This window comes from Streptomyces sp. SX-6, from assembly GCF_059089585.1.
The window spans coordinates 54,836-75,680 of sequence record NZ_JBTHHU010000016.1 but is presented as its reverse complement, the minus strand read 5'-3'; the positions used below and the strand labels follow the sequence as shown (position 1 = coordinate 75,680).

Annotated in this window: 19 protein-coding genes and 1 pseudogene; 9 read left to right on the top strand and 11 right to left on the bottom strand. The window is 70.1% G+C overall.

Translation table 11 applies throughout. The features are described from left to right. Positions 1 to 5: 5 nt before the first annotated feature. Positions 6 to 1,073, bottom strand: a complete 1,068-nt coding sequence (locus ACV530_RS20565; RefSeq protein ID WP_494334021.1) for a methyltransferase — start codon at positions 1,071 to 1,073, stop codon at positions 6 to 8. A gap of 198 nt (positions 1,074 to 1,271) precedes the next feature. Here ACV530_RS20565 and asnB point away from each other — a divergent pair, with 198 nt between their 5' ends. The 5 genes from asnB (at position 1,272) to ACV530_RS20540 (ending at position 9,122) form a co-directional block, all read left to right on the top strand. Next, positions 1,272 to 3,206, top strand: coding sequence for an asparagine synthase (glutamine-hydrolyzing) (gene asnB / locus ACV530_RS20560; RefSeq protein ID WP_494334020.1), 1,935 nt, complete (start codon positions 1,272 to 1,274; stop codon positions 3,204 to 3,206). A gap of 27 nt (positions 3,207 to 3,233) precedes the next feature. Beyond that, positions 3,234 to 4,442 carry a cytochrome P450 gene (locus ACV530_RS20555; protein ID WP_494334019.1) on the top strand — a complete coding sequence of 403 codons (1,209 nt, stop codon included), beginning with the start codon at positions 3,234 to 3,236 and terminating at the stop codon, positions 4,440 to 4,442. Between the two features lie 98 nt (positions 4,443 to 4,540). Next, on the top strand, positions 4,541 to 6,097 hold the full coding sequence (locus ACV530_RS20550; RefSeq protein ID WP_494334018.1) for a right-handed parallel beta-helix repeat-containing protein: 1,557 nt from the start codon (positions 4,541 to 4,543) through the stop codon (positions 6,095 to 6,097). A 704-nt stretch (positions 6,098 to 6,801) separates the two neighbouring features. Further along, positions 6,802 to 8,001 (top strand): cytochrome P450, encoded by a 1,200-nt coding sequence (locus ACV530_RS20545; protein ID WP_494334017.1) that lies wholly within the window; start codon positions 6,802 to 6,804, stop codon positions 7,999 to 8,001. A gap of 65 nt (positions 8,002 to 8,066) precedes the next feature. Next, positions 8,067 to 9,122 carry a methyltransferase gene (locus tag ACV530_RS20540; protein WP_494334016.1) on the top strand — a complete coding sequence of 352 codons (1,056 nt, stop codon included), beginning with the start codon at positions 8,067 to 8,069 and terminating at the stop codon, positions 9,120 to 9,122. Here ACV530_RS20540 and ACV530_RS20535 read toward each other — a convergent pair. The 3 genes and pseudogenes from ACV530_RS20535 to ACV530_RS20525 all read right to left on the bottom strand — a co-directional run bounded on the left by ACV530_RS20535 (position 9,100) and on the right by ACV530_RS20525 (position 10,455). Further along, a complete protein-coding gene (locus tag ACV530_RS20535; protein ID WP_494334015.1) occupies positions 9,100 to 9,261 on the bottom strand; it encodes a hypothetical protein in 162 nt (53 codons plus the stop codon). The two genes, ACV530_RS20540 and ACV530_RS20535, sit on opposite strands and share 23 nt — an antisense overlap. A 301-nt stretch (positions 9,262 to 9,562) precedes the next feature. Then, the gene (locus ACV530_RS20530; RefSeq protein ID WP_494334014.1) at positions 9,563 to 9,820 is read right to left on the bottom strand and encodes a DUF6059 family protein; all 258 of its coding nucleotides are present in this window, start codon (positions 9,818 to 9,820) and stop codon (positions 9,563 to 9,565) included. Positions 9,821 to 9,824: 4 nt separating this feature from the next. Next, positions 9,825 to 10,455 (bottom strand): annotated as a pseudogene (locus ACV530_RS20525) (response regulator transcription factor). 257 nt (positions 10,456 to 10,712) lie between these two features. On the opposite strand from ACV530_RS20525, the gene ACV530_RS20520 reads away from it, so the two are divergent. Next, positions 10,713 to 11,258, top strand: coding sequence for a GNAT family N-acetyltransferase (locus ACV530_RS20520; RefSeq protein ID WP_494334013.1), 546 nt, complete (start codon positions 10,713 to 10,715; stop codon positions 11,256 to 11,258). Positions 11,259 to 11,261: 3 nt separating this feature from the next. Here the strand turns inward: ACV530_RS20520 and ACV530_RS20515 are convergent, their stop codons facing one another. Both ACV530_RS20515 and ACV530_RS20510 read right to left on the bottom strand, forming a co-directional pair. Next, entirely contained in the window at positions 11,262 to 12,068 is an 807-nt protein-coding gene (locus ACV530_RS20515) for an SAM-dependent methyltransferase (RefSeq protein WP_494334012.1), read from the bottom strand. Further along, a complete protein-coding gene (locus ACV530_RS20510) occupies positions 12,065 to 13,357 on the bottom strand; it encodes an MFS transporter (protein ID WP_494334011.1) in 1,293 nt (430 codons plus the stop codon). Before ACV530_RS20510 ends, ACV530_RS20515 begins: the two co-directional genes overlap by 4 nt. Before the next feature lie 83 nt (positions 13,358 to 13,440). Between ACV530_RS20510 and ACV530_RS20505 the strand changes: the two genes are divergently transcribed. Further along, positions 13,441 to 14,310 carry an ArsR/SmtB family transcription factor gene (locus ACV530_RS20505; protein ID WP_494334010.1) on the top strand — a complete coding sequence of 290 codons (870 nt, stop codon included), beginning with the start codon at positions 13,441 to 13,443 and terminating at the stop codon, positions 14,308 to 14,310. Here the strand turns inward: ACV530_RS20505 and ACV530_RS20500 are convergent. From ACV530_RS20500 to ACV530_RS20485, 4 genes are all read right to left on the bottom strand, one after another. After that, entirely contained in the window at positions 14,297 to 14,695 is a 399-nt protein-coding gene (locus ACV530_RS20500) for a nuclear transport factor 2 family protein (RefSeq protein WP_494334009.1), read from the bottom strand. The two genes, ACV530_RS20505 and ACV530_RS20500, sit on opposite strands and share 14 nt — an antisense overlap. Positions 14,696 to 14,780: 85 nt before the next feature. Then, on the bottom strand, positions 14,781 to 15,377 hold the full coding sequence (locus ACV530_RS20495) for a thioesterase II family protein (protein ID WP_494334008.1): 597 nt from the start codon (positions 15,375 to 15,377) through the stop codon (positions 14,781 to 14,783). Between the two features lie 165 nt (positions 15,378 to 15,542). After that, positions 15,543 to 16,370, bottom strand: coding sequence for an ABC transporter permease (locus tag ACV530_RS20490; protein WP_494334007.1), 828 nt, complete (start codon positions 16,368 to 16,370; stop codon positions 15,543 to 15,545). 20 nt (positions 16,371 to 16,390) lie between these two features. Further along, the gene (locus tag ACV530_RS20485; protein WP_494334006.1) at positions 16,391 to 17,374 is read right to left on the bottom strand and encodes an ATP-binding cassette domain-containing protein; all 984 of its coding nucleotides are present in this window, start codon (positions 17,372 to 17,374) and stop codon (positions 16,391 to 16,393) included. A gap of 126 nt (positions 17,375 to 17,500) precedes the next feature. On the opposite strand from ACV530_RS20485, the gene ACV530_RS20480 reads away from it, so the two are divergent. Together ACV530_RS20480 and ACV530_RS20475 are read left to right on the top strand one after the other, a co-directional pair. Beyond that, entirely contained in the window at positions 17,501 to 18,283 is a 783-nt protein-coding gene (locus ACV530_RS20480; protein ID WP_494334005.1) for a TetR/AcrR family transcriptional regulator, read from the top strand. A gap of 93 nt (positions 18,284 to 18,376) precedes the next feature. Beyond that, entirely contained in the window at positions 18,377 to 18,661 is a 285-nt protein-coding gene (locus ACV530_RS20475; RefSeq protein ID WP_494334004.1) for a hypothetical protein, read from the top strand. Here the strand turns inward: ACV530_RS20475 and ACV530_RS20470 are convergent. Further along, positions 18,627 to 20,834 carry a 3-hydroxyacyl-CoA dehydrogenase NAD-binding domain-containing protein gene (locus ACV530_RS20470; protein ID WP_494334003.1) on the bottom strand — a complete coding sequence of 736 codons (2,208 nt, stop codon included), beginning with the start codon at positions 20,832 to 20,834 and terminating at the stop codon, positions 18,627 to 18,629. The genes ACV530_RS20475 and ACV530_RS20470 overlap by 35 nt on opposite strands. Positions 20,835 to 20,845 lie beyond the last annotated feature (11 nt).

Genomic DNA, 20,845 nt, shown 5'->3' with positions numbered 1-20,845 from the left:
CGCCGTCACCGGACGGGGCGGTATTCGAGGAGGGCGAGATCGCCCGGTTCCGGTTCGTTGGCGGGCTCGAAGCCGGCCGCCGCGGCGATGCGGTTCCAGTCCTCGCGAGCGCGCTCCCTGCCGCCGATCACGGCGAGCGCTTCCACGTCGATCAGTTTGCCGACGTCCCACTCCCCAGGGCCCCGCAGCAGCAGATCGACGATCAGCAACCGAGCCGCCTCGTCGTTCCCCATGGCTTCCCTGATCCGGCGCAGGATCAGCTCGGCCTTGTCGTCATCCCAGTTGTGCAAGGTGTGCTTGACGAAATAGGCGTCACACCCCGTCGGCACCCGGGTGAAGAAATCGGTCGGCACGACCGTGACCCGGTCCGCGACACCGGCGTTCTCGAGGGTCTCCTCGGCCCCGGCCACAGTGTGGGGCTGGTCGGCGAGCACGCCGGTGCACGCCGGGTGCCGGCGCAGGATCTCTGCGAGGAACTGGCCCCGGCCGCCGCCGATGTCCGCGATGCAGCGGAAGCGACCGAAGCCGAACTCGGCGAGGATCCGGTCGGATGCCGGCCAGCGGTTCTGGAGCATCGCCCGGTTGAACAGCTCCCAGGTGGCCGGATTGGCCCTGAGGTACTCGTAGAACGACATGCCGAAGGTGTGGGAGAGCGCCGTCCGGCCTGTGCGGAGGGTGTGCGCCAGGTCCTCGTACGGGCGCCAGAACATCGGGTCGGAGGCGAGCAGGAGCATGTCGCGAATGCCGTTACGGGAGTCGGAGGTCAGGCCCGTGGACAGGGGCGTCAGCGCGAAGCGGCCGTCGGCCCGCTCCTCTAGGACTCCGGCTGCCGCGACCGCGCGCAGCACACGATAGAGGGCGTCGGCCTGGGTGTCCGTCTCGGCCGCGATCTCCGCCGCGGTCCGCGGCCGGCCAGCGAGCACATCGGGCACCTTGAGGTCGACCAGGGCACGGAGCGCTCCGAGGACCCACTTGCCCTGGAGCAGGCCGAGCACCTGACGCTCCGGAGGCAGATCTCGTTCGAACAGGCCGGCTTCCTCATGATCCTGACGCGGGTTGCCCTGTTCGTCCATCGAGTCCGCCTCTCCGAGCCCATGTGACCGAACGCGCCGCGGAACTTCTCAACCACCGGCACAACGCGGGAGGTTACAACTGACGATCGTGGCGCAGCCGCCACCGGATGGCAACCCGCGTTCCGGACGACGGCAGTGACGGTCGCCGGCCCGGCAGCACGCCCGGTCCGTCCGCGCTGTCGAGAAGCTGTCAAGCCTGTGTCGAGCGTCGGCGCCCACGATCCCAGTGGCCTGTTCATCACCGCGGACATGCTGGACCTGGAGGGCTGTATGTGCGGCATCACCGGCTGGGTGGATTTCTCACGGGACTTGACCGCCGCGCGCTCGACCGTGGAGTCGATGACCCAGGCGCTCGGCAACCGCGGCCCGGACGGCGAAGGAGTGTGGCTCGACCGGCACGCCGCGCTGGGGCACACCCGGACCGCCGTGATCGACCCGGCCGGTGGTGCACAGCCGATGGTGGCCCGGGAAGACGGCCGGACCCGGGCGGTGCTCACCTACAGCGGCGAGGTCTACAACGCCGGTGAGCTGCGCGACCGGCTGCGGCGTGGCGGGCACCGCTTCCGCACCCGCAGTGACACGGAAGTGGTGTTGCGCGCCTTCCTGGAGTGGGGCCGGGACTGCGCGCAGCACCTGGAGGGCATGTTCGCTTTCGCGGTGTGGGACCCGCACCGCGAGGAACTGTCGCTGATCCGCGACCGGCTCGGGGTGAAGCCCCTGTTCTACGCCCGGCTGCCCGAAGGCCTCCTGTTCGGCTCCGAACCCAAGGCCTTGCTGACGAACCCGCTGATGCGTCCTCGGGTCGACCGGGACGGTCTGTGCGAGCTGCTGTCCACGGCCAAGACACCGGGGCGGTCGGTCTTCCGCGACATGCGCGAGCTGCCGCCGGGGCACGTCGCGGTGGCCGGCCGCCGGGGCGTCCTCGAGACCGGATACTGGGAACTGCGCACCGCGCCCCACACCGACGACCTGGACACGACGGTCGCCACAGTACGCGGTCTGCTGGAGGACATCGTCCGCCGTGAGCTCGTATCGGACGTCCCGCTGTGCACGGCGCTGTCCGGCGGCCTGGACTCCAGCGCGCTCGCGGCGCTCGCCGCCGATGCCCTGGCGGATCAGGGCGGTTACCGGGGACGGACGGTCACCACCACCTTCGAGGGCTACAGCGACCACTTCCGCCCGGACGACAACCGCACTACGCCGGACGCCCCGTTCGCGGCCGAGGTGGTACGCAGGACCGGTAGCGAACACCGGGACATCGTGCTGAGCACAGCGGATCTCACGGACGGAACCACCCGGCTCTCGGGGGTGTGCGCCCAGGACATGCCCACGCCGTACGGGGACATGGATGCTTCTCTGTTCCACACGTTCCGCCGCATCAAGGAGCACTCCACCGTCGCGCTCATCGGCGAAGGCGCGGACGAGATCTTCGGCGGCTACATCTGGCTGCACCGGGACGAGTTCGTCCGCGCCCGGACGTTCCCGTGGGTGGCGATGGACGACCTGTACGGCGGTTGCCGGCCGGCGGGTCTGGGGCGTGGCCTCCTCGCACCGGGGCTGCTCGCGAAGATCGACATGCCGGACCACTACGCGGAAACGTACCGGCAGGCGTGCGCGGAGGCTCCCCATCAGGACGGGGAGGACGCCGGCGAGCACCGCATGCGCGAACTGTGCTATCTCCACCTGACACGTTGGCTGCCGATGCTGCTGGACCGCGACGACCGGCTCAGCATGGCCTCCGGGCTCGAGGCCCGTGTCCCGTTCTGCGACCACCGGCTGGTGGAGTATCTGTACAACGTTCCATGGTCAATGAAGATCTATGACGGCAGGGAGAAGAGCCTGCTGCGAGCGGCGGTGGCCGACCGATTGCCCCGGCGCGTACTGTACCGGCCGAAGAGCCCATGGCCGGTGACCCAGGACCCCGCCTACACTCATGCCCTGCACCACGAGCTCATCGAGCTGCTGGCGCGCTCAGACGCCCCCGTGCTGCCGCTGATCGATGTCGGCAACGCCCGCCGGGCGGCGGCCGACACCTCCGACGAGGCGTACCGCTGGTTCAGCCGCATGAACATCGAGCTCGTACTCCAACTCGACCTCTGGCTCCGAAGGTACGACGTCGAACTCGTCCTGTAACGGTGTGACTTTCCCAGGGAGACCGTGATGACCCAGAGCCCGCGACCTCTGCCGCTGGACCGGAAGTGCCCACTGGATCCGCCGACCGAGTACGCCGGCCTCCGTGCCGAATGCCCGGTCAGCCCACTGGCGTTGCCGGACGGAAACACCGGCTGGCTGGTCACCCGCTTCGCGGAGGTGACGGAAGCGCTGACCAGCCCTGCGGTGAGCGCCCAGCGGAAATTCCAGACCAACATCTCGTCGGTCACCCTCACCGCCGATGAATGGGAGGCCTCCGGTTTCGGTACCTCGTTCATCGGGATGGACCCGCCCGAGCACACCCGCTATCGCCGTTTGCTGACAGGAGAGTTCACGGTCCGTCGGCTCAGTGCGCTGGCCCCGAGGATCGAGAAGATCGTGGACGAACGCCTGGACATGATGGCCGCCGCCGGCCCACCGGCCGACCTCGTGCGGGACTTCGCGACGCCTGTCCCGTCACTGGTGATCTGCGAGCTGCTCGGGATGCCGTACTCCGAAGGCAAATGGTTCCAACAGCACGCGGACGTGATGCAGCGACTCGAGCGGACCAAGGAGGAGCTGCTGGCGGCGATGACCGGCATGGCCACCTGCATGCGCGCCCTCGTGCAGGAGAAACGCAGGCATCCGGACGGCCGGATGATCAGTGGCCTCATCCGGGCGGAGCCCGCCGACGGCATACCGCTGACCGATGACGAGCTGGTGGCGATCGGCAATCTGTTGGTGATCGCGGGGTACGCGACCACCGCCAACATGCTCGGTATGGGCGCCCTTGCCCTGCTGACGCACCGGACGCAGTGGGAGGCACTGCGCGACCGTCCGGAGCTCGTCGAGCAGGGTGTCGAGGAGATCCTGCGCTATCTGTCGGTCGCACCGTTCGGGCTGCCGCGCACCGCGCAGGCCGACTTCGAGATCGGCGGACAGCGGATCCGGGCAGGGGACCCGATCGTTCTGTCGATAGAGTCGGCAAACCGGGACCCCGCGCAGTTCGACGCGCCGGACGTCTTCGACGTAGCACGGAAACCCAAACGGCATGTCGCCTTCGCCTACGGTGCCCACCAGTGCCTCGGTCAGCAACTCGCCCGGATGGAGATGCAGATCGCGTTCGGCAAGCTGGCCCGGCGCTTCCCGGACCTCCGTCTGGCCGTCCCGGCCGAGGACGTGCCGATGCGTTCCGACATGCAGATATATGGCGCACATGAGATTCCGGTCACCTGGTAGCGGCTCCACGTTCCGCCGTGGTGTTCCGCCGCCCGGAGCAGGCCGGGAAGCGGGCACCGTGTCCCCCGTGCCAAGAACCAGGCGATTGGAGCCACGCGGTGAAGGTCCCCGTCAGAGCCCTGTTGGTCCTCGTCGCGGCACTGCTCATGGGGTGCCTCCCGGTCCCCCTCGCCGCAGCGGGACCCGTGATGTTCCAGACGTACTACATCGATTGCGCACAGGGCGACGACAGCGCGTCGGGAACCGACGAAACCCACCCCTGGCGCACCCCGGCACGCGCATCGACGATGACCTACCAGGCACGCGACCGCATCCTGTTCCGGAGCGGGACCACGTGCACGGGCACGTTCGCCCCGAAGGGCTCGGGCATGGCCGTGGCCCCCGTCACCGTGGACGCCTACGGTTCCGGTGCGAAGCCGAGGATCGTGGGAGGCGGAGCCTTGGCCACCGTCCTTCTCCGCAATGTCGAGGGCTGGGAGATACGGAACCTCGACGTCTCGAACCAGGGGCCGCCTCCGGGTCCCGACGTGCAACGCTACGGCGTGCTGGTGCAGTTGGAGGACTACGGGACCGGCCACCACTATGTCGTCGAGAACGTCTCCGTGCACGACGTCAATGGATGCGACTGCCAGGAGCGGCACACAACGGTCAGCAGCGCCGGCATCGCGGTGCAGGCGGCCGGGAGTACGGCCCCGACTGCGGTTGACGACGTACTGATCCGGAGCAACACCGTCAGCCGGGTGGGACCCGAAGGGATCGCCACGCAGTCGGACTGGCAGCACCGGCCCGAGTACCCCCGCGGCAAAGGCACACGGTACGTCCCGCTGACCCATGTACAGATCCTCGGCAACACCGTTGACACGGTCGCGGGAGACGGGATCCTGGCGTTCAACACGTCCGGTGCGCATGTCGCGTTCAACGTCGTACGGAACTTCGGAGCCGACACCGCGTTGTACCGCTCCGGCGTCGCATCGGTCAACGCGGACGACACCATAGTGGAGTCCAACTCCGTCACCGACGCGCACGGCCGCCTCCCCAGCATCGCCTACGACATCGACCATGCGAGCAACGGAGCGGTGTTCCAGTACAACTTCAGCCGCGACAACAACGGCGGGGCCCTGTTCGAGTGCAACGCGCCCGGTGAGAAGGCCGACCGCAACCTCTTCCGGTTCAACATCAGCCAGAACGACGGGTACGCCAACCGGAACGGGTTCGGTGTCATCTTCCTGCCGTGCGGTCCGGCCGGGAACATCGCGGTCTACGGCAACACCTTCTACACGACCAAGAGCGACCGGCTGATCGCCGCGCCGGGTACCGTATCGGTCGAGTTCTCCGACAACATCTTCGTCGGAAGATCCGGTGGCTCGGCCATCAACGACTCCCACGGGGTCTACCGCAACAACCTCTACTGCTCCGTCCCCGCCATCCCGACCGGTGACCAGCACCCGGTGACCGGTGACCCCCTCCTCGTCGCACCCGGCACCGCCACCGGACCCGCCGACGCACAGGGCTACCGGCTGCGTTGGGGATCACCGGCTCTGGGTACCGGCGCCTCCCTGACGAACCCGGGCTGGCACGACTTCTACGGCAACCTCCTGCCCCCGTTCGCCCCGAACGAGGGGGCTTACCAAGGGGCCGGCGTCACGGGGAACTGACGTCGGCACTCCGGCGAACTCCCGGGCGACTGGAGACTCCGGCTGCCCGGGAACAGGAGTCGCAGACGGCGCATCAGGTCGTCCGGGAGTCCAGCGCATTTCCAGTTGTCGTCCAAGTCCGGTGTCCACCATCGGGTTCGGCCACCGGGCGCCGGGAGCGGCTGCAACAGCCACCTGTCGGTTCTCCCAAGGCTTTCGGCCCGATCGGAGGCGCGGCGAGATGTCATCACCGAGGACGAAGACCGCCATGAGGCGCGGAGTACGGACGGGAACGGCAACTCGACGCGCGACCGCCACGGACCCGTCCGATCCCGAGACCGCGGGTCCGTTCGCGGCACCGGGTGGGGAGGAAGGGGACCGGCGAGAGCTGCTGGAGCGCGGTCTTGTGCCGCTGACCTCCATGCTGGCGGCAATCCTGTCGCTGGACGGGAGAAGGGCATCGGATTCGCTGCACTGGGCGTCCCGGTGAGGCCATGCTGCCGCCTCCGAAGCCGGGCCGCCGCGGAGGCCCGGCTCGTCGTCGACCGGCCGTCAAGCCGGGCCCGAGTGGACGATGCGACCGTGCGGTCCAGGAACGGTATCGAGGAACCACGACGGCGAGTACGCCGTCGGCGAACCCGGCCCGTCGTCCTCCGCGGCTCCCGGGCGGGCAGCCACCCGCGCCGTGGGGACCGGGCGGGCATCGGGACTCGGGAGGTTTTCGCATGACACACGCTGAAGGATCCCTGCAATTCCCGTTCACCACAGAACATCCGCTTCTGCCGCCCGACGAGTACGCCCGGCTGCGGGCCGAGCAGCCGGTCGCCCGGGCGAGATTGACCAACGGGCATGCCGTCTGGCTGGTGACCAGGCACGCCGATGTGCGCAAGGTGCTGGCCGACCCGCGCCTGAGCCGGAAGGCCATCACCCTGCCGGACGCCCCACGGCTGCTGCCGGTTGCCGCGGGATCCAAGTCGATCTTCGTGATGGACCCGCCCGAGCACACGAGGCTGCGCAGGCTGGTGGGCATGGCCTTCACCACCCGGCAGGTGGAGGGTCTGCGACCGGGCGTCGAGCGGCTGGCCGACGGGATGGTGTCCCGTATGGTGGCCCAGGGACCGCCGGCCGACCTCGTCGCCCACCTGGCGCAGCCCCTGCCCCTGACGGTGATCTGCGACATGCTCGGCGTCCCCCAGCAGGATCAGCGGCTGTTCTCGGAGTGGACGGATGTGATGCTGAGCGTCGGCACGCACTCCTCGGCCGAGGTGGTTGACGCCGCCGGCCGACTGCGCGGATACCTGACCGGACTGATCGAGGCGAAACGCCGGTCCCCCGCCGACGATCTCCTCGCCGTGCTGATCAGCGCACGCGACGAGGACGGATCACTCAGCGACGAGGAACTGCTGGCGTTCGCCGAGACCATGCTGATGGCCGGCTACCACGCGACCACGTCGGAGATCGCGCACAGCGTACTGGCCCTGGCCGAACGCCCCGCCGCCGTACAGCGGTTGATACGGCACCGGGACGAACTCCCGGCGGCTGTGGAGGAGCTGCTGCGCTACTCGCAGGCCGGCGGCGGCGTCGGCCCCATCCGTATCGCCCTGGAGGACGTGGAGGTCGGCGAGGTCGTGATCAAGGCGGGCGAGGCAGTGCTGCCGTGCATCAACTCGGCGAACCGCGACGAAAACGTCTTCACCGACGCCGGTGAGCTGGACCTGGCCAGGAAGCCGAACCCGCACGTCGCCTTCGGACACGGAATACACCGCTGTCTGGGGGCGCATCTCGGCCGGGTGGAACTCGCCGTCGCGCTGGACCGGTTGCTCGACCACCTCGGCGCGTTCCGGCTCGCCGTCCCGGCCGAGGAACTCGTGTGGCAGCCCGAACGGGCCTTCACCAGGCCGGAGACCCTGCCGCTGCAGTGGTGAGAACGCTTTCCGATACCGGCCGAACCATCTCCCCCGACCGACGGTGCCCAGGAAGGACCGCCATCATGACCACCACCGGCAAGAACACGACGACTGCCCCGGAAGCACGGAGTGCCCCCAGCGCACGGCCGATCATCGAGCTGGGAACGGCGTTCTGGGCCGCGAAGGCCCTGCTGACCGCCGTCGAGATCGGGCTGTTCACCGAACTCGGTCCCGGGCCGGCGGACGAGGAACGCCTGCGGGAACGGCTGGGCCTGCACCCCAGGTCGGCGCGGGACTTCCTGGACTCCCTGGTCGCACTCGACATGTTGGAGCGGGAGAACGGGCAGTACCGCAACACGGCCGCGACCGGGCACTTCCTCGACGAGAACAAAGAAACCTACCTCGGCGGGTGGATGCGGCAGGCCGGCAAGCACCTGTTCAGGGCATGGGGCGGCCTGACGGAGAGCCTGCGCACCGGCAAGCCGTACATCGGCTGGGACAGCCAGGACTATTTCGAGCGCCTCTACGAAGACCCGGAGGAACGGCGCAGCTTCATCGCGGCGATGGACGCCTGGACGACGCACATCGCCACGGAGCTGTCCGACGGCATCGACTGGAGCGCGTACCGTACGTTCGTCGATGTCGGCGGCGCCCGGGGCAACCTGCCCGCGGTGCTCGTCAGGGCGCATCCACACCTGCGTGGAACCGTCTTCGACAGGCCCGAGATCACCGATCTCTTCGACGAGCACATGCGACGCAGGGGAACATCGGGTCAAGTCCGTTTCGTGACCGGGGACTTCTTCGCCGACCCCCTGCCCTCCGCCGATGTGCTCGTCTTCGGGCACGTCCTGCACGACTGGGACGACGGACAGCGGGCCGAGCTCGCGCACAGGGCCTACGAGGCGGTGAATCGCGGTGGTCTGGTGGTGATCTACGACCGGATGATCGACGACGACCGCCGGGTGAACGCCATCGGCCTGCTCGGCTGCCTGAACCTGCTGGTGGTGACACCGGGCGGTGCGGAGTACACCGTGGCCGACTGCCGACGGTACTTGAGTGCGGCCGGATTCGTCCCGACTGCGACGCTGCCGTTGTTCGACGGCCTGGAGACCGCGATCATCGCCCGGAAAGCAGGCTGACACCGTCCGGGGCGACGGAGCGGGGGAGCAGCCAGTCGCCGAGCCGCGAGTACTCCGTGGTGCCGAGGGACCGCTGGATCGCCCGCCGCTTGGCCGGCACATTGGCGTGGGCGACGACGATGCCCTTAGGCTCGCTCACCGAGCCCAAGGTGTACTGCAGTACAGCCGGTTCACCGAGGCGTGCCGGGGGCCAATTCCAGTCCCCGGCAACTCCGGGGCCCGAGCGGTCGGTTGCGAAGCACACGACCCGCGACAGCCCGGAAGCGACCAGCAGCCACGAGGCAACGGCTTTCGCCGAGCGGTCCAGTTCTCCGTAGCTCACGCCGGTGACGCCGGTCTCCCGCACGAAACAGAAGGCCTCGCGGCCCGCCAGTTCCTCGCCGCGCCTGAGCAGCAGATCCGTGAAGTCAGCGTCTTCCGGCTCCTCGCCCGAAGGAGGCTCAAGGCTCGTGTGACCATCGGTGGCCGAGCTCGCGCTCCAGGACCGACTCGACGTCGCTGAGCGGGAGATCGGGCCTCAGCCGTTCGGGGTGCGCGGCCGACGGACGGCCGGTCGGGGGCGGGGCCGGACCCGCGAACTGCCGTACCGCCTCCGGGTGCACCATGAGCCCGTGCATGGTGCCGTAAACGGCCAGCGCCTGGGACACGCCGCTCAGGAACCGCCGGACGGCGGCTCGCCACTCTCCTCTGCCGCGCATGCGGTCACACTCGGGCAGCCGCCTCGTGGAAGGCTGGAAGGCCGGTCGAGGAGGACCCTCGGAACCAGCCCGCCTCACGGGCGATGCGCACCGCGTCCAGCCGGTCGCGCGCGTTGAGCTTGGACACGGCGGAGGTCAGGTAGTTGCGCACCGTGCCCACCGACAGACAGAGGCTGCCAGCGATCTCGGCCGCCTCCGCCCCGCCGGCCGCCAACCGCAGTACGTCGGTCTCGCATAGTCAGCGGGTTGTCACCGTTCTCCCATGCGGCCACCACGAGCTCCGGGTCGGCGACCCGGCCGCAATGGGCAACTCGCCTTATGGCCTGGGCAAGTTGACGTGGCGGTGCGTCCTTCACGAGGAACCCGCGCACCCCGGCCGTCACCGCCCGGCGAAACGTTCCTGGACGTCCGAGGCTCACCAGGATGATCGTGTTGCACTCGGGCAGCACCTCCTGCAGCCGGGCCGCCGCGGTGAGTCCGTCGATGTCCGGCAGGTCCGCGTCGATGACCGCCACGTCCGGGAGGTGTTCCAGGGCCTTCGGGACAATGTCCGTACCTTTGGAGAGTTCCGCTATGACCTCGATGCCTCCTTCGAACCCGAGCAGTGCCACCAGGGCACCTCGCAGCATGTGCATGTCTTCGGCCGGCAAGACCCTGATGGTCACGGAAACATCCCCGACTGTCCGTACCAGCAGTACTCAAGTGGCGTCTCAGGGAGCAAAGCCGATCGAATCTCGAGGGCACAGCAACAGATTCGGTCGTTTCCACGAATTTCTCACATCAGTCGATCCACTCCGCCGTCGCTCACGGCACGACGGCGGCACTTTGGATGCGTGACTTTTACCTGGGCCTCCGGAGGATGCCCCGTGCACGGGCATGTCAGACTGCGCCCATGACCAGCACCGCGACCGTGACCTTCTCCCAGCTGACCGCTCCCCCGGAGGTCACCGACGACCTCCGGCACGCACTGATCGACTGCTGGGCCGAGGTCACCAACGCGGGCGGCGCCGCCGGATTCCCGTTCCCGCCCGTCGACGCCGCGCAGGTCGCCCCGGCGGCCGGCCGGATCATCGCGGGACTCGACCCGGAGAGCAGCCGGCTGCTGGTCGCGGCCGACGACGGCGGCCTCGCCGGGTGGCTCGTCGTACGCCGCGACCCCAGCCCGCTCATACGCCACTGGGGCACGATCCATCACGTACAGGCCCGAACCCGCGTGCGCGGCAAGGGAGTCGGGGCCGCCCTCATGCGCCGGGTCCGGGAGATCGCCCGTGAGGAGATGGGGCTCGAGCAGCTCCACCTCGCGGCCCGCGGCGGGATGGGGCTGGAGGACTTCTACGCCCGGCTGGGCTGGCGGGAGATCGGCCGCAGGTCCGGCGTGCTGCGGTTCGCTCCCGGGGAGGACCGCGACGAGGTGCTCATGGCCCTGTCCCCGCTGTGAGGTTCAGGTCCGGGTCGCACGGAGGAAGCCGCCGTGGGTCGGGCCGGTGCCGGGGCGGCCGTAGTGGGCGGCCACCCGGTCGATCGGATGGTCCTCGACGCTCCAGCCGTGCTCGGAGAGCCAGTCGCCGGTGCCGAGACCGAGGCCGCCCTTCCAGAGTGAGACGAGCTGCGCGACGCTGGGGTCGGCGGTGGCCGGCGGTACGGGCCGGCCGCGCTCGAGGCAGAGACGGCTGCCGGGGGCGGAGAGCTCCGCCACCGTGCCGAGGAGTGCGGCGGACTGCTCGGCGGTGAGGTACATCAGCAGCCCTTCGGCCAGCCACACCGTCGGCGCGGCCGGGTCGAAGCCCGCGCCGGTCAGCAGGCCGGGCCAGTCGTCGCCGAGCAGGTCGGCGGCCAACACGGTGCGTTCGCACTGCGGTTGGGCGCCCTGTGCGGCGAGTACGCGCTCCTTGAAGTCCAGCACCGGGAGCAGGTCCAGCTCGTACAGGCGTATCCCCTCCGGCCACGGCAGGCGGAAGGCGCGGGCGTCCAGGCCCGAGGCGAGCACCACCACTTGGCGCCGCCCCTCCGCACAGGCGGCGAGCAGGCTGTCGTCGTAGAAGCGGGTGCGGATCACGGTCTGGAAGGCGAGCTTCGTGGCGTACGGCCCGGACACCCGGGCGGTGGCGTAACCGGCGGCCTCGGTGAACGCCGCGGCGTACGGGTCGGTGAAGAGGCCGTCGGGCTGCTCGTTCTCCCGCGCCCGGACGCGGGCGACGGCAAGTGCCGTACGGCTGACGGGGTTCAGCGGCTCGGGGGTCGTCGTCATGAAGCCTCAGCGTACGGCGTGCCCGTTTGCACCGGCGCGGCGGGCAGCTCGCGCATGGTGCGCAGCGGCGAGAGGAAGACGGGGAGCACGGCGAGGAGTTCGGCCGCCGCGCCGATCAGCATGGTGGGACGGGCACCGACCGCCTGGCCGAGCGCGCTGCCGACGAACGCGCCGACCGGCATCGCACCCCAGATCACGAACCGGACCGTGGCGGTCATCCGGCCCAGCAGCGGCTTCGGGCACAGCCGTTGACGGAAGGCCACCGAGTTGATTTTGAAGGTCGCGAACACGACCATTCCCAGGCCCTGGAGAGCGACGGCGACGCCGAACCTCCAGTCGGCCTGGTACAGCGGAATCGCCAGCACCCACAGCACACCGCTGAGGATCATCGAGGCGCACATGGCCCGGCCCTGGCCGACCCGGGCGGCGATCCGCACGGTGAGCAGGCTGCCGAGCAGTCCGCCCACGGCCTCCGCGACGAACACCAGGCCGCACAGGAAGGGCGAGAGCCCGAGATCCCGGCCCAGCAGCACCATCAGCATCGAAGAGCCGATCGTGGCGCACATGTTGGAGATCGCGGCGGTGAGCGTGATCGCGCGCAGCAGGGGGTTGCCGAAGACGAAGCGCAGCCCCTCGGCGATCTCGGACCGCAGCGTCACCTCCAGCGCCCCCTGCGGCCTGGTCTCCGGGTGACGGACGCGCGTCAGAAGGAGCGCGCAGGCCACGAACCCGGCGGCGTCGACGAGCAGCGCCACGGGGGCCGTCAGCGCGCCGACCAGTGCGCCGCCGACGCCCGGCCCGCCGACCTGGGCGATGTTGCGGGTGGTCTCCAGCTTGACGTTGGCCTCCACGAGCCGCTTGTCGGGCACGAGGCGCGGCAGGAAGCTCTGGTAGGCCACGTCGAAGAACACCGTGCACACGGAGACGCCGAAGGCGACGGCGTACAGCTGAGGCAGCGTCAGGGCGTCCAGCCAGTACGCCACCGGGACCGACCCGAGCAGGGCGGCCCGGCACAGCGCACCGGCGATCAGCACGGGACGGGAACGGACGCGATCCACCCAGGCACCGGCCGGCAGGCCGATGAGCAGGAAGGCCAGGTACTCGAACATGACGAGCAGGCCGGTCTGGAAGGGCGTGGCGTCCAGGGCGCCGAGGGCGACCAGGGGGAGCGCGACAAGGGTCACGGCCGCTCCGGCCTGGCTCACCGAATCGGCGGCCCAGAACTTGCGGAAGTCGGGGTGGAAGAACAGACCCGAACGGGCCTGTTGAGGCGGATGCGGCGGTGTCATGGCAGGCAGCCCACCATCCGCGGCGTGCTGCCACCATTGTTTTAGTCTGGGCGAAAACATCAACGGGGGCTGACGGTATGGGCATGTTGCGGTTCGGGGTGGAGGACGTCGTCAACGTCCGTTTTGCGATATCGCCGTTGTGGGAGACCGTCGCGGCGTTCGAGGCCGTGCTCGATCCCGGGCGGCATGCGGTCCACCTGCCCTGGATCAAGGAGGCACGGGCCCTGCTGCGGGACCGTGAACTCGCGGCACGGACCACGCCGTTGCACGGCCTCGTCCACAACGGCATGCTGCCCGCCTCCCTGACGCCTCCCCCGCGCTGCCCGCTGGCCGAGTTCGAGGAGGAGCTCGCCCTCGTGGAGGCGCGGCCGGAGCCGGCGGGTGCGCTGCGTGCGTGGTGGCAGGCTGCGGTCGAGCCGTACTGGCCGCGCATCCGCGCGGTCCTGGAGGCGGACATCGCGCACCGGGCCCGACTGCTCGCCGAGGACGGCATCCAGCAGGTGTTCGCCCGCCTCCATCCGACGCTGCGGTGGACGGGCGACCACCTGGTCTCACCGGACCTGCCGCTGGGCGGGCTCGAACTGGGCGGCGCCGGCATCACGTTGACGCCGACCGCGTTCGCGACCCGCTGCCGCCTCCTGCCCGGCGACAGCACGACGGCACCCGCCGCCGTCTATCCCTCGCGGGCCGTGGGCACGCTGTGGGAGAGGCGCGCCACCGCCGACGACCGGCTGGCCCGTCTGCTGGGCCGCAGCCGGGCCGGGCTCCTCGCCCAGGTCTGTTCGCCGAGCACGACGACCCAGCTCGCGGCCCGTGCGGGGCTGAGCCCGGGCGCGGTCTCCCAGCACCTCGCCGTCCTGCGGGACGCCGGGCCGGTGACGAGCCACCGCTACCGGCGCGAGGTCGCCTACACGGTCAGCGACCTCGGAACGGCCCTGCTCACACCGCGTTGAACGCCCGCGCGAGGGCAAGGCTGTCCTCGAAGGTGATATAGCGGACGACCTTGCCGCCCTCGACCGTGAGGTGGAAGGCGAAGGGCGAGTCGAAGACCTTGCCCGTCGCCTTCACGGTCTGCCGCATATGGCCGAGGGCCACCGCATGGGCTCCGTCCACCAGCACGTGCGAGACGTTGAGCTCCTCCCGGTCCAGGTGATCGGGAAGGGTCCGGATGAACTCGGCGACCTCGGCACGAGTGGTGCGCCGCCCGGTCCACGGCACCTCTTCCGCACCGTAGACGTCGAAGTCGATCTCGTCTGCGACCAGTTCGGCCACACCGTCGATGTCGCCCTCGCCTACGCGGCGGAAGAACTCGTCGACGACTGCACGGGTCTCACTCACAGGGATTCCATTCATGATTCAACGAATGATGCGAGACCGACAGCATCGACGGCGGCCGGAACATTCCTCAGCCCCGCCAGTCCCGTCAGACGCGGTCCTGCCGTCCGGCGAAGGCCCACAGCGGGCAGGGCAGCGGGTCCCGGGCCCCGTCGCGCAGCCGGCGGCCCAGCTCCAGGTCGGCGCGGGTCGTGGCCAGTACGGACCGCAACAGGTCCGGGCGGGCGAGCAGTTCACCGGGCAGGCCGCCCAGGTCCCGGAGAATGCCCAGGAGTTCGGTGTCGGTCAGGCCCTCGGAGACGATGCGCGGTGCGGGCAGGTGCGGGGCCATGCAGGCCCCCACCACCACACCGGCCGGCGCCCGCCCGCCGGACCGGATCCGGTGCTCCGCGAACCGGTGCGCCACCAGGGCGCCGAGGCTGTGCCCGTACAGGGCGTACGGCCCCTCCTCCAGCAGGGGCCCGAGGTGTTCGTCCAGCTCCGCCAGCAGGAGGTGGTCCTCGGTGATCGGCTCCTCGCCGAGCCGGCTCTCACGGCCGGGCAGCCGGACGGGCAGCACCGACACCCGCGGTCCGACGGCGGCCGCCCAGCCGGCGAAGGCCAGTGCTCCGGCACCGGCGTGGTGGAAACAGAAGAGCCTGAGCGGTGCCCCGGACCGCGGCCGGGATGCGACGTAACGGTTCATGCGAGCCCCCTCTTCGCAGCGGTGCCCGGCGATGGTCGCCAGCGGCCCTACAGGAACACTGGACGCCCGCTGAACCTCCCCTCGAGGACGCCTTGTCAGGACGGCAGATGCCCGGCCGGGAAGCCCCGGCCGGGCATCTGTCCGAACTGCTCGTGATCAATACACCTAGCGCTTGCGGTAGATCGACACCGACAGCGGGGCGAAGACGGCCACGAGGCCCGCGGTCCAGGCGAGGGAGCGCGGAATGTAGTACGAGGCGCTGTGCCCCAGGATCGCCTGGGCGTGGTCGCCCAGCGTCAGGGCGCGGACGGCGTCGACCATCACGGTGAGCGGCTGGTTGTCGGCCACCGAGCGGAGCCAGTCGGGCATGGTCTCCGACGGCACATAGGCGCTGGAGACGAAGGTCATGATGAAGACCACCATCATGAACGCCTGGGCCGCCTTGGGGTCGGCGGTGAACAGGCCGATCGCGATGAACACCCAGACGAAGGCCAGGCCGAACACCAGGCACATGCCGAAGGCGGCGAGCCCCTCCAGGGCCGTGCCGTGCAGGCGGAAGCCGATGGCGAAGCCGACGCCGGTGGTGAACGCGAGGCTCCAGGCGAGCACGGTCATGTCGGCCAGCATGCGTCCGGTCAGCACCGCGGCACGCGGCATCGGCAGGGAGCGCATGCGGTCGATGAGGCCGTTGCCGAGGTCCTCGGCCATGGCGACCGCGGTGCCGAGCATGCTGTAGAGGATGCCCGCGGTGACGAAGCCGGGGACGGCGTAGTCGACATAGGGCACGCCGGTACTGTGCCCGATGGCGCCGCCGAAGACATAGCGGAAGCCGAGCAGGAAGACGGCCATCTGTGTGGTGCTGAGCACCACGAGCTGGGGGGTCCGTACAAAGTTCAGCAGCGCCCGCTTCGCCACGAGCAGGGTGCTCGTGGGAAGCGTGGACCTGCGCTTCTCGGTGATCGCGGGAGCGACGGCAGCAGCGGCGGCGGTCACAGTGTTCTCCTGTCCTGGTCTCAGTGGGATGCCTTGTCGGGCGTACCGGCCGTGCGGTCCGCCGCCTGGTGTCCGGTCAGCGCGAGGAACACCTCGTCGAGCTTGGGCTGGCGCACACTGATGCCGACGAGTCCCACACCTCGCTCCTCGAGTGCCCGTACTCCCATGACCAGTTGACTCGTCGCGGCCTCGGTGCCCGCGCCGACGCTCACCCGCCGGGTCCCCTCGTCTATCTGCGGCCGCTGCCCGGCGTGGTGGTAGAGGACCTCGGCGACCCTCGGGATGTCGGCGCGGTCGCGCAGCTCCACCTCGAGCACATTGCCGCCCACCCGCTGCTTGAGTTCGGCGGGCTCCCCGGAGGCGACGGCGCGCCCCTGGTCGATGATCACGAGGTGGCTGGCGAGGCGGTCGGCCTCGTCCAGGTACTGGGTGGTCAGCAGCACGTCGGTGCCCTGTCCGACCAGTGTCTCGATGGAATCCCACAGATCCATCCGGCTGCGGGGGTCGAGCCCCGTGGTGGGCTCGTCGAGCAGCAGCAGGTGCGGTGCGCTGACCAGGCTGGCGCCGAGGTCCAGCTTGCGCCGCATGCCGCCCGAGTACGTCCGTACCAGCCGGCCCGCGGCCTCCACCAGGCCGAACTGCTCCAGGACCCGGGTGGCGTTGGCACGCGCCGTGCGGGCGCTCTGGCCGTAGAGCCGGGCGACCAGCTCCAGGTTCTCCCGGCCGGTCATCGCGGGCTCCACCGCCGCGAACTGGCCGGCCAGGCCGATCAGCCGGCGTACCGCCTCCGGTTCGCGGACCGCGTCGTGGCCCACCACCCGAAGCTCTCCGGAGTCGGGCTTGAGCAGCGTCGCCACGGCGCGGACGAAGGTCGTCTTCCCCGCGCCGTTGGGGCCGAGCACCGCCACCACCTGACCGGGCTCGACCTGGAGGTCGAGCCCGTCGAGCGCGGTCGTACGGCCGAACCGCTTGGTCAGCCCCCGAGCCTCGATCGTGGGCGCCATAGGTTTGCCCATCCCTTCTCGAACGGTGTTCCTGACTCGAATGCCATTCTGGAACCCGATCGCTCTTCGAGTCAAGGTGGGCTGCTCAACCCTTGAACGCTGTTCGACCGGAGGTATCCTGAGGACGTGAGTGAGCCCGCTTCCCAGCACGAATCCGCTGCTCCCGGCGCTGTCCCCGAGACGGACGGCGGCGCGGAGCCCGTCTGGCGCGCGGAGTCCCGCCCCGCCAGAGCACCTCGGGTGCCCCTCTCGCAAGAGGCGATCGTCGAAGCCGCTCTGCGAGTACTGGACCGTGAAGGGCTCGAGGGCCTGTCGATGCGCCGGGTGAGCGAGGAGCTCAAGACCGGCGCCGCCTCCATCTACTGGCACGTCCGCAACAAGGACGAGCTGCTCCAGCTGATCTACGAGCGGGTCAGCGGGGATGTCGAGCTGCCGGAGCCCGATCCCTCGCGGTGGATGGAACAGCTCATGGACCTGGCCCGGCGGATGCGGTCCAACATGCACCAGCACCGCGACATCGCCCGGATCTCGATGGGCCGCCTGCCCTCCGGGCCGACCATCGCCCGCTACACGGAGTGGCTCTTCGAGCTCCTGACGCCGGTCGGCATCCCGGACCGTACGATCGCCTGCCTCGGCGATCTCTTCGGGCTGTACATCGGGGCCTATGCCTTCGAGGAGAGCCTCGGTGTCGCCTCGCCCACCGGCGAGGAGCAGTCGCCGGACGAGCTCATGACCATGTTCCACGAGTACATGAGCTCGCTGCCCTCCGAGAAGTACCCGCACATCCACCGGGTGTTCGGGCTGCTCTTCGGCCCCCGGCCCGACGACCGCTTCGACTTCGGCATCGACTTGATGCTGCGCGGGCTGCAGACGTACGCCAAGTCCCCGGCGGAGGGCGGCACTTCATAACCGGCTCACAACCGGCCCCGTGAGGTCCCGCTCCCGCCCGGCCCTCGAGCAGCGCTGGAGCGGCCGGCCAGCGGCCGGTGCTGCTATGGGCGGATGCGGATACTCTTCACTGCCTGGGCGTGGCCTTCACATCCGTGTGCGATGACCCCGGTCGCCTGGGCTTGCCGGGCCGCGGGACACGAGGTGCTGGTGGCGAGCCAGCCGGAACTCACCCGTGCCGTCCTCCGTACCGGGCTCCCCGCCGCTCCGGTCGGCCGGGACGTGGCGGCCGTCGAGGTCTTCAGGGACATCGTCCGGCCACGGCCCGCCGTCGGGACCCTCCGGCGGACCGAGGGTGCTCGGCCTACTGGTGGCGCCGGCCGAGGCCATGGTCGGTGAACGTCTCCCCCTTCTCCGCCTTCGCCAGCAGCAGCGCGGGCGGCTCGAAGCGCTCGCCGTAGGCCGCCGCCAACTCGCGGGCGCGGGCGACGAATCCGGGCAGACCGCCCTCGTATCCGTTGATGTACTGCAGTGCGCCGCCCGTCCAGCCGGGGAAGCCGATGCCCAGGATCGAGCCGATGTTGGCGTCGGCGACCGAGGTGAGGACGTTCTCCTCGAGGCAGCGGACCGTGTCGAGGGCCTCGGCGAAGAGCATCCGCTCCTGCATGTCCCGGAACGGAACGGCGGCTTCCGTCGCGCCGAAGTGCTCGGCCAGGCCCGGCCACAGACCGGTGCGGCTGCCGTCCTCCGCGTAGTCGTAGAAGCCGGCGCCGCCGCCGCGGCCCGTGCGGCCGAACTCGTCGACCATGCGGTCGAGGACGGTGTCGGCGGGGTGGGACTGCCAGGTGCCGCCCGCCGCCTCGACCGCGCGCTTCGTCTCGTCGCGGATCCGGCGCGGGAGGGCCAGGGTCAGCTCGTCCATCAGGGACAGCACCTTGGCCGGGTAGCCGGCCTGGGCGGCGGCCTGTTCCACGGACGCGGCGGGCACGCCCTCGCCGACCATGGCGACGCCCTCGTTGATGAAGCGGCCGATGACGCGCGAAGTGAAGAAGCCGCGCGAGTCGTTGACGACGATCGGCGTCTTGCGGATCTGCCGGACGAGGTCGAAGGCGCGGGCCAGGGCCGCGTCGCCCGTCCGCTCGCCCTTGATGATCTCGACGAGCGGCATCTTGTCGACGGGCGAGAAGAAGTGCAGGCCCACGAAGTCCCCGGCACGCTCGACGCCTTCGGCGAGCATCGTGATCGGGAGGGTGGAGGTGTTGGAGCACAGCAGGGCGTCCGGGGCCACCACGTGCTGGATCTCCTGGAAGACCTTGTGCTTGAGGGCCGGGTCCTCGAAGACGGCCTCGATGACCGCGTCGCAGCCGGCCAGGTCGGCCGCGTCGGCGGTCGGGGTGATGCGGGCGAGCAGGGCGTCGCGCCTGTCCTCGGTCGTACGGCCCTTGGCCAGGGCCTTGGCGAGGAGGCCCTCCGAGTAGGCCTTGCCCTTGCGGGCGTTGTCGAGGGACACGTCCTTGAGGACGACCTCGATGCCGGCCCGCGCGCAGGTGTAGGCGATGCCCGCGCCCATCATGCCCGCGCCGAGGACGGCCACCTTGCGCACGGGGCGCGGCTCGGTGCCCGAGGGGCGGCTGCGGCCCGCGTTGACGGCCTGGAGGTCGAAGAAGAAGGCCTGGATCATGTTCTTGGCGGTCTGGCCGGTGGCCAGGTCCACGAAGTAGCGGGCCTCGATGGTCTGCGCGGTCTCGAAGTCGACGAGGGAGCCCTCGACCGCGGCGGCCAGGATGTTGCGCGGGGCCGGGTAGGGGGCGCCGGCGGTCTGCTTCCTCAGGTTGGCCGGGAAGGCCGGGAGGTTGGCCGCGAAGCGCGGGTTGGCGGGCGTACCGCCGGGGATCTTGTAGCCGTCGGTGTCCCAGGGCTGGCGGGACTCGGGGTGGGCGTCGATGAAGGCGCGGGCCTTGGAGAGCATCTCCTCGGGCGTGGCGGCGACTTCGTGGACGAGCCCGGCCTCCAGGGCGCGGCGCGGGTCGTACTGGGTGCCCTGGAGCAGCACCTTGAGCAGCGCGTCGGTGATGCCGAGGAGCCGCACGGTGCGGGTGACGCCTCCGCCGCCGGGCAGCAGGCCGAGGGTGACCTCGGGCAGGCCGATCTTCGAGCCGGGGGCGTCGAGGGCGATGCGGTGGTGGCAGGCGAGGGCGATCTCGTAACCGCCGCCGAGCGCCGAGCCGTTGACGGCCGCGACGACGGGCACGCCGAGGGTCTCGATGCGGCGCAGGTCGCGCTTGATCGCCATGCTGGAGGCGAAGGCGGCCTCGGCGTGCTCGGGGGTGATGGCGATGAGCTCGCGCAGGTCTCCGCCGGCGAAGAAGGTCTTCTTGGCGGAGGTGACGACGACGCCGCGCACAGAGTCCTTATCGGCGCCCAGCTCGGCCTCCAGGCGGTCGGCGACGGCCGCCAGGGACTTCTGGAAGTCGCGGTTCATGGTGTTGGCGGACTGTGCGGGGTCGTCGAGGACGAGGGTGACGATGCCCTCGCCGTCCTGCTCCCAGCGGATGGTGCTGCTCTCGCTCATGTCGGGGGTCT

Excerpts from the sequence above, each read along its gene's own strand:
- ACV530_RS20495 (WP_494334008.1), bottom strand. The coding sequence starts at position 15,377 with ATGAACCGTTACGTCGCATCCCGGCCGCGGTCCGGGGCACCGCTCAGG.
- ACV530_RS20565 (WP_494334021.1), bottom strand. The coding sequence starts at position 1,073 with ATGGACGAACAGGGCAACCCGCGTCAGGATCATGAGGAAGCCGGCCTG.
- ACV530_RS20475 (WP_494334004.1), top strand. The coding sequence starts at position 18,377 with ATGCGGATACTCTTCACTGCCTGGGCGTGGCCTTCACATCCGTGTGCG.
- ACV530_RS20515 (WP_494334012.1), bottom strand. The coding sequence starts at position 12,068 with ATGACGACGACCCCCGAGCCGCTGAACCCCGTCAGCCGTACGGCACTT.
- ACV530_RS20470 (WP_494334003.1), bottom strand. The coding sequence starts at position 20,834 with ATGAGCGAGAGCAGCACCATCCGCTGGGAGCAGGACGGCGAGGGCATC.
- ACV530_RS20520 (WP_494334013.1), top strand. The coding sequence starts at position 10,713 with ATGACCAGCACCGCGACCGTGACCTTCTCCCAGCTGACCGCTCCCCCG.
- ACV530_RS20510 (WP_494334011.1), bottom strand. The coding sequence starts at position 13,357 with ATGACACCGCCGCATCCGCCTCAACAGGCCCGTTCGGGTCTGTTCTTC.
- ACV530_RS20485 (WP_494334006.1), bottom strand. The coding sequence starts at position 17,374 with ATGGCGCCCACGATCGAGGCTCGGGGGCTGACCAAGCGGTTCGGCCGT.
- ACV530_RS20540 (WP_494334016.1), top strand. The coding sequence starts at position 8,067 with ATGACCACCACCGGCAAGAACACGACGACTGCCCCGGAAGCACGGAGT.
- ACV530_RS20545 (WP_494334017.1), top strand. The coding sequence starts at position 6,802 with ATGACACACGCTGAAGGATCCCTGCAATTCCCGTTCACCACAGAACAT.
- ACV530_RS20505 (WP_494334010.1), top strand. The coding sequence starts at position 13,441 with ATGTTGCGGTTCGGGGTGGAGGACGTCGTCAACGTCCGTTTTGCGATA.
- ACV530_RS20530 (WP_494334014.1), bottom strand. The coding sequence starts at position 9,820 with ATGCGCGGCAGAGGAGAGTGGCGAGCCGCCGTCCGGCGGTTCCTGAGC.
- ACV530_RS20555 (WP_494334019.1), top strand. The coding sequence starts at position 3,234 with ATGACCCAGAGCCCGCGACCTCTGCCGCTGGACCGGAAGTGCCCACTG.